The sequence below is a fragment of the Flavobacterium chungangense LMG 26729 genome (assembly GCF_000735715.2).
In the GTDB taxonomy this organism is placed as follows: Bacteria; Bacteroidota; Bacteroidia; order Flavobacteriales; family Flavobacteriaceae; genus Flavobacterium; species Flavobacterium chungangense.
In genome coordinates, this window is sequence record NZ_JASY01000017.1 from 92,148 (window position 1) to 99,238 (window position 7,091).

Below are 7,091 nucleotides of genomic sequence, written 5' to 3' on the forward strand. Positions count from 1 at the left end.
TGATCATGAAGACAAAAACGATATTCAGTTTAAAAATTATAACGCTATTTTCTTTTATTTTTCTCTTTGCCAGCTGTACAGATCTTGATGAAGTTGTACTGGATGAAGTATTGGGAGGTGAAGCCTCAGATCCTGCCGGTGCACTTGCTGCGGCTTATGACCGATTGGGAGACAGAACATTTACAGATCACGGAGGTGTTTTTTCATTGCAGGAATACACAACAGACGAGGCTATTTTACCAACCCGGGGAAGTGACTGGGGAGACGGAGGAAAATGGAGAGATATGCACGAATTTACATGGACTTCTAATAATGCCATTGTGGTAGACAATTGGAACTTGTTGACCAACGGAATTACACGTTCCCTTACTGCAATAAAAGCTATTGAAGAAAGTACTATTGCTGACAAAGCAATGTTTTTGGCCGAAGCCAAAGCCCTTTTAGCATTTTATACTTACCACACGCTGGATTTATACGGACAGGCGCCATACAAAGATCCGATGGTTTTCAAAGCACCTTTGCAGGTTTTTAAAGCAGACACTCAAATCGATAAATTAATTACCGAAGTTGAAGCTTTGATTCCTGATTTGGCTGATATAGGAACAAAAAGCACACACCACGGAAGATTTACAAAACAGGCAGCTTACGCTTTTTTGAGTACCATGTATTTAAATCGTGCCGTTTTTAAAGACCGTTATAATGCAACTTCAAACTTCAATTTTAGTGAAGCAGCCGTATCAGGTTCAGGAACCGATATGGATCGTGTTATTTATTACACTTCATTGCTAATTGACTCAGGTAAATTTTCTTTAGAGAGTGATTATTTCAAAAACTTTGCAAGAGACAATGATAAAGGGAAAGAGTTAATTTTTGCTATTTCACAAAAAATAGATTACATCCGCAACGGATCAAACAGTTTCGCTTATGTATGTATGGAACGTAACCAGAGAACTTCTGCAGCAAACAGAGGAACAAATGCTGCCTGTACAACTCCTGAATTTTATGCCACCTGGGATGGAAATCATGATGACCCAAGGTTTCACCAGCATTACCAATATGCAGACGGTACCTGGTTTATGAATGATGGTACAGATGTAAGCGTTCCAGCAACAGATCTTGTGCCTAACAATGATAAAAACCTGCCTTGGTTTCATTTTAACAGAGGTATTCAGGCCGGACCTCAGTATGGACCCAAATTATTGACATCGGCATCTCTTGAAATGGTAGGAAACCGTATCAAAGTTTCTCCTTTGTATATGGAAAAAAGTACCACGACCAGAATGGATTTTACACCAACATTAACGTTTGCAAAACCATTGGAATCTGTTTTTGCCCAAAACGAAATCAATCAGGGAGCCCGTATTTTTAAATATGAATTTGATCCCGAAGGAGGAAACGGTAACAGTAATGTTGATATTTCGTTGTTCCGTTTAGGCGGAGTGTATGCCATGAGAGCCGAGGCTTATTTCAGAAAAGGGAGCACAGGTTTAGCAATGAGCGATTTAAACACATTGCGTACCAGCAGACACAGAGAATCATTATTTGCAAATACTCCCGGAAAAGCACTTACTGCCGCTTTAGACGCAGCACAATTGTATAAAGAATTAGGTTTCGAATTGTACTGGGAACTGCAAAGAAGACCACAAAGCCTTCGTTTCGGAAAATTTGATTTGCCGGGAACTGCAAAACCAGCCACAGAGCCATACAGAAGATTTTTCCCGATTCCGCAAACCGTGATCGATGCAAAAGATCTGGAACAAAACGAAGGATATAAGTAAGAAGTCGTGTTAGTTTATTTTTTTGACAAAACGCCTGTTTCGAGAGAGACAGGCTTTTGTTTTTTAATCAGGAGCTGGTTCCAGCTGTCCGCTATATCTTTTGTGCCTCGTTAAAAAACGAGGCACAAAAGGATGCCGCTTCCATCTGGGCTAGGGCTTTTAGGTTTCATAGAACCAATATTATAAAAGAGTATTTTAGAAATTTAGTAGATAAGTTTTTAATTATAAATAAATTATATTTGAAAAAATAATACAAAATATGAAAATTTTAAAAATAGTTATTGGTGTATTTTTATTATTCGGTGCAGGTTCTGAATATGTAAGTGCAAGTCATGAACTTTTAACTTTTACTTCTCCAGGAATTTTAATTGGCTGTTTTTTAGTTATATTTTTTTGCACTTGGATAATTGGTAGTGGAATATCAAAAGAGAAATTAAAAATTCGTTCATTTCAATTTATCAAGTATTTTGCAATTTGTTTTGGTGCATTTTTAATTTTAGCTTTTGTGAATTTGGCGACTTACAAAGAAAATCCTGAAATCATCACAATAAATGGAATTAATATTGATATTGCAGAAATGATGAGTGGTTCGAAAAGAATGATTCCTGATGAAAAGCAAAGAAAATTGTATTGCATTTGTATAGTAACAAAACTTGCAAATGATAAAAACATATCAGAAAAACATATTGATGAATTAAAATCTGGTAAAATTGATGAAATTCTAATTTCATTAAAATCAGAAAGTAAATTGGGTACATTAAATTTGGAAGAGTGTTTTGATTCTAACACGAAAATGAATTGGACAAGTAAAATAGAAGAAACAGTAAAAAAGGATATTTTAAGTAATCTTGAAAATAGTAGATATGCAAAAACAAATGATTTAAACAAATTTTGTGATTGTCAGATAACTGAATATAAAAAACTTACAGCAAAAGAATTATCAAGCGAAGAATTTGCAAACTCTCAAAAAAAACAAAATATTGAAAAAGAGTGTGATTTAAAAAGTAGAATAAAATAAAAAAGAGTTATTACCGACAGCTACAACGGATTTGAGTAATTGGCTTAATTGAAAGATGGTTTTGTATTTTGATGATTTGCTTCGCCAGCTCGCTATCGCTCGGGTGGCAAATCTGAAGAATGGGCTTAATTTAGTCCCAAACTCGTTGTAGTCTCAGAACGTTGTGTGCTATTTTCGATCGACAGGATATTGAGAGAATTAAAATAAAAAACATGAATGAGGAATTAGAAAATCAATTATATTTTCTTCGCAATTTTGTAGTTGAGGGTTTTGAAAATTACATGATAGATAAAATACTAGTTTGTGAAAATTTAAAAACTAAATCTGTAATATTTGTATATCTAAAAAATTATGGAAAGAATTGGCAAAAATATTTTCTTGATGCTGGAGTTGGATTTTGGGAAGATACCGAAACAATAAATTATTCAGATTTAGGAGATGTTGAAGATGATGAAAACTTTATATTTAAAGATTATTCAAACAAATTTGACATTATAGACAATGAAATATCTAAAATATTTTGTGAACAAAATGAGAAAAATTCTCAAATAGTAATTGAACTTAAAAATAGGAAAAAAATAATTTTGAGATGTATAAACTCAGAAGTATTTGATAGTGAATGTGAAATAGTATATGAATAAAAAAAGCAGCACACAACAAGCGTTTAGCAAGATTGCGAATTTTGTAGTAAACACACGTTTACTTTTAGCAAGAAATTTTCTTTAAAAGAAAATAATTGGTTCCGAAGCTCGCAACTTCGCCAAGCGCCGGAACGTTATGTGACCTAGAACCAAAAATACGCAAAACCAAAAATGATTTATGATACCAAAATCAATAACTATAATTCTTATTATACTTTCCTTTAATTGTAATTCACAAACACTAAAAACAATTGAAAAAATTGAATCATCTTATCAAATTTGTTTAGATAAAGGAGATAATATGAAAGGTTGTTCTGTTGAATATTACAAAAAATCCGACAGCTTACTTAATGTTGCTTATAAGAAACTAAAGCAAAAACTTAGCATTGAAAAACAGTCAAGTTTAAAAACGGAACAATTGGAATGGTTAAAAAAACGGGATAAATACTTCCAAAAAGTTTATTCAGAAACTAAAAAAGAAGGAGATTTTATTGAAGGCAGTAATGATTTTGATATGATTGTAATAGACAAAAAGGCTGAATTTGTTTTTGAAAGAGTAAAATTACTTATTAAAAGAACATAAACCTACGTCATATAACAGCTACAATGGATTGGTCATTGGCTTAATAGAAAGATAGTTTTGTATTTAAATGATTTGGCAAATCCTAAGAATGGTCTTAATTTAGTTCCAAACTTGCTGTAGTAACAGAACGTTGTGCGTTATTTTGGTGAAAAACGAAACCTTAAAATTATAAGAATGAAAATACTTATTTCTTCGGCGTTTATTTTAATAAGCTTCTTATCATTTCCGAAAAAAGAACAGAAAAATAAAATTATTGGAAGTTGGAAAATGGATTTATATTTGATAAATCTTGATACAATCTACAACGAGAAATCTGAAAAATACACTGTGAAATATTTTGATAACATCCTGCAGAACATTGACAATTGTGAAGAGAAAAAAATAAAAGTTCAAAAGGCAAGCAATCAACTATACGAAAAATTTAAAACAGTCAAATTGCACATTAATGAAAATACAATTGATTCCTATGAATTTGGTGGGACGCAGTCTAAAATAAAATTAAGGTATAAATTCGTTGATGGAAAAATCATTCTCGATAAAAAAGCAAATCTAAAACTTGAGTATATAATTGAATATGATGAAGAAACTGATATTTTGACAATACAACAGGGAGAGTCGAAGATAAAGGCGATAAATAAATATTCAAGGCTAACGAAATAAAAACAACGGATAACAGTCGTTTGACGAGATTGGGAGTCTTGGACTAATGGAAAGTTGGTTTTGTATTTGTGAAATTTGTGTTTAACCGAAAAATCCAGCATCTTTATTCCTCAACCTCGCCAAGCGGCAGCAAGTTAGTGTTTATAGCTTTAAAAATCAGAATCTTGAAGGAATATTCAGATATTTAAACGTATAAGTAGAAGTTCTAATTTTATGTAAAAAAGCATTTTATATTCGCTTTCTCAAAGTAAAAAATACTCAAAATACACGTCTCGCACAATTTGCAAATTTAGGAGATTAACCTATTTTATACTATGTTTCGTATAGGCGAAAATATTCGCCTTCATAAGATGCTAACTGAGCGAGATGCTGAAATAATTAGTATTAATTTGGAAACCATTTATCAATCAAAGTTTTTATTTCCAATTTTGCATTTTCAAGAATTGAATTTAATTGATCTCTATTTTGGTCAACCCCAAAAGCTGAAATCTGTTCTGAAGAGATACCCATAAAATCAAAATTTTGCTTTATTGTGGATGAAGCAAATTCCTTGATAGTATCGGAATTATTATAATCGAATCCACTAACTACTATTGATAAAGCTTTTTTATCTTTACAAAGACCACTAAAGCCTGTTTCAGGGCTAAAAGAAAATGTCTTATCACTAACGACAATAGCATCTATCCAAGCCTTTACTGCTGCTGGCATTGTAAAATTGTAAATAGGAAAAGCCAATACAATATTATCAGCTGCAATAACTTCATCTATAAGTTTATGATGATTAGATAGCGTTAAGAGTTCTGTTTCTGAGAAGTCTCTTTTACCCATATTCCATTCCATTATTAAATTCAAATTTTTTTCTAATAATAATTCTGGTGGAGTTTCAGCTAAATTTAAATGTTTAATTTCTGTTTTTCCTTTTGCTAGTAATACAAATTCATCAAATAAAGTTTTTGTGTAAGAGCCTTTTCTGGGTGTGTAGTTTACAACTAATGTTTTTGTCATTTTTTCTAATTTTTTACAAATGTAGATTCAAACCATTGATAATTTTAATTATTTTTGTTTGTTAATTTATAATATATGTTATGATTAATTTAGAATGGTTGAGAACTTTTAGCGCTATATATGAATGTAAAAATATAACAGAAGCTTCAAAAAAATTAAATATGACGCAACCTGGAGTTAGTAAACATTTATCTGCCATGGAAAGCCATATTGGAAAAAAACTATTTGAAAGAACTACCCGGAAATTAGACCCTACCGAATATGGAAAATTTTTATATTCACAAATTAATAATCCATTAAATGAATTAGAAAAAGTAGAATATTATTCAGGTCAAAGAGCAAAAAAACAACGATCTGCAATAACAATTGGCTGTACCACAGACTTTTTCAGGAAAGAATTACTACATCATATTTATACTTTTGACATGTATATAGTGACCCAATTTGGAAATGAAAAAGAATTGATTGAAGCTCTTGAAATGGAAAAAATTCAATTATTGGTCGGAATAAAAAAACACGATACTTACGACCATCAATTCACATACTTAAAGAATGAAGAGTTAGAATTGATTTGCTCCAATTCTATTGTTATTCCAGAGAATATTGAAAAAAATGATACGCAATTCATCACATGGCTGCAAAAGCAAACCTGGTTTACCTATGACAATAACCAAAATGATATAAAAAAGTTCTGGGATTCCAGATTTAATACTAGTCCCAGAATAGTTCCAAGATATATTTTACCTTCTTATTTGGACATAATAGAAACTTTAAAAAATAATAGCGGATTTAGTATAGTTCCTAAACATTTATGTGAGGAAGAGTTAGAGAAAAATTTAATTAAAGCACCAATTAAGTCTTCTAAAATAATAGAGCAAAAACTATTTTATTCATTCAAGCTGAAGAATAATAACTTGAAAGAAATTAACCTTTTTATAGAGAAAATGAAAAAAAACTAATTTACCGCCTTATTAAATTAGTTTTTAAACACAACTAATATTATATTAATATTAGAAATCAGAATTTTGAAAATCAAACACTTATAAAATGTTCGTTTGAGAATACTAAATTTTAAAAACATTTAGCTTCTATTTTGAAAACTTAAAAGTTTTTTCAAAGCTTATTACTATTTGTTTTTCTTTAGCCGACAATTCTCATCTAAAACATAAAAGACAATTTAGAGAATAAAATAGAAGCGGTAAAAGTTTGCGCATATTGTTACAAGTGCTAACACACGTAGCTGTTGCGCAACTCTCTTAAAAAAGTAAAATTTCAAGATAAGCATAAAAAACAACCTCGTTTAAACATATTTAAGCGAGGTTTATTTTTGTTTTTAAGTTGTAGTCTTTAAAAATTGAGGCGCTTAAAAACATGTTTTTTAAGTCATAGATAGCCGTTTTTAGAAA

The 7,091-nt window shown here is 30.9% G+C and carries 7 protein-coding genes; 6 read left to right on the plus strand and 1 reads right to left on the minus strand.

The features are described from left to right. Window positions 1-5: 5 nt before the first annotated feature. The 5 genes from JE46_RS20320 (at window position 6) to JE46_RS20340 (ending at window position 4,680) form a co-directional block, all read left to right on the plus strand. Complete coding sequence (locus JE46_RS20320) at window positions 6-1,778, plus strand: RagB/SusD family nutrient uptake outer membrane protein (RefSeq protein ID WP_031457122.1); 1,773 nt, start codon at window positions 6-8, stop codon at window positions 1,776-1,778. Window positions 1,779-2,037: 259 nt separating this feature from the next. Then, window positions 2,038-2,796, plus strand: coding sequence for a hypothetical protein (locus tag JE46_RS20325; RefSeq protein WP_031457123.1), 759 nt, complete (start codon window positions 2,038-2,040; stop codon window positions 2,794-2,796). Between the two features lie 212 nt (window positions 2,797-3,008). Next, the gene (locus tag JE46_RS20330; RefSeq protein ID WP_031457124.1) at window positions 3,009-3,437 is read left to right on the plus strand and encodes a hypothetical protein; all 429 of its coding nucleotides are present in this window, start codon (window positions 3,009-3,011) and stop codon (window positions 3,435-3,437) included. A gap of 178 nt (window positions 3,438-3,615) precedes the next feature. Further along, window positions 3,616-4,020: a lysozyme inhibitor LprI family protein gene (locus JE46_RS20335; protein ID WP_031457125.1), complete on the plus strand. Its 405-nt coding sequence runs from the start codon at window positions 3,616-3,618 to the stop codon at window positions 4,018-4,020. A 174-nt stretch (window positions 4,021-4,194) separates the two neighbouring features. Further along, window positions 4,195-4,680 (plus strand): hypothetical protein, encoded by a 486-nt coding sequence (locus JE46_RS20340; RefSeq protein ID WP_031457126.1) that lies wholly within the window; start codon window positions 4,195-4,197, stop codon window positions 4,678-4,680. A gap of 384 nt (window positions 4,681-5,064) precedes the next feature. Here the strand turns inward: JE46_RS20340 and JE46_RS20345 are convergent, their stop codons facing one another. Further along, window positions 5,065-5,685, minus strand: coding sequence for an FMN-dependent NADH-azoreductase (locus tag JE46_RS20345; protein WP_031457127.1), 621 nt, complete (start codon window positions 5,683-5,685; stop codon window positions 5,065-5,067). Between the two features lie 80 nt (window positions 5,686-5,765). Here JE46_RS20345 and JE46_RS20350 point away from each other — a divergent pair, with 80 nt between their 5' ends. After that, on the plus strand, window positions 5,766-6,644 hold the full coding sequence (locus JE46_RS20350) for a LysR family transcriptional regulator (RefSeq protein ID WP_031457128.1): 879 nt from the start codon (window positions 5,766-5,768) through the stop codon (window positions 6,642-6,644). The last annotated feature ends 447 nt before the right edge of the window (window positions 6,645-7,091 follow it).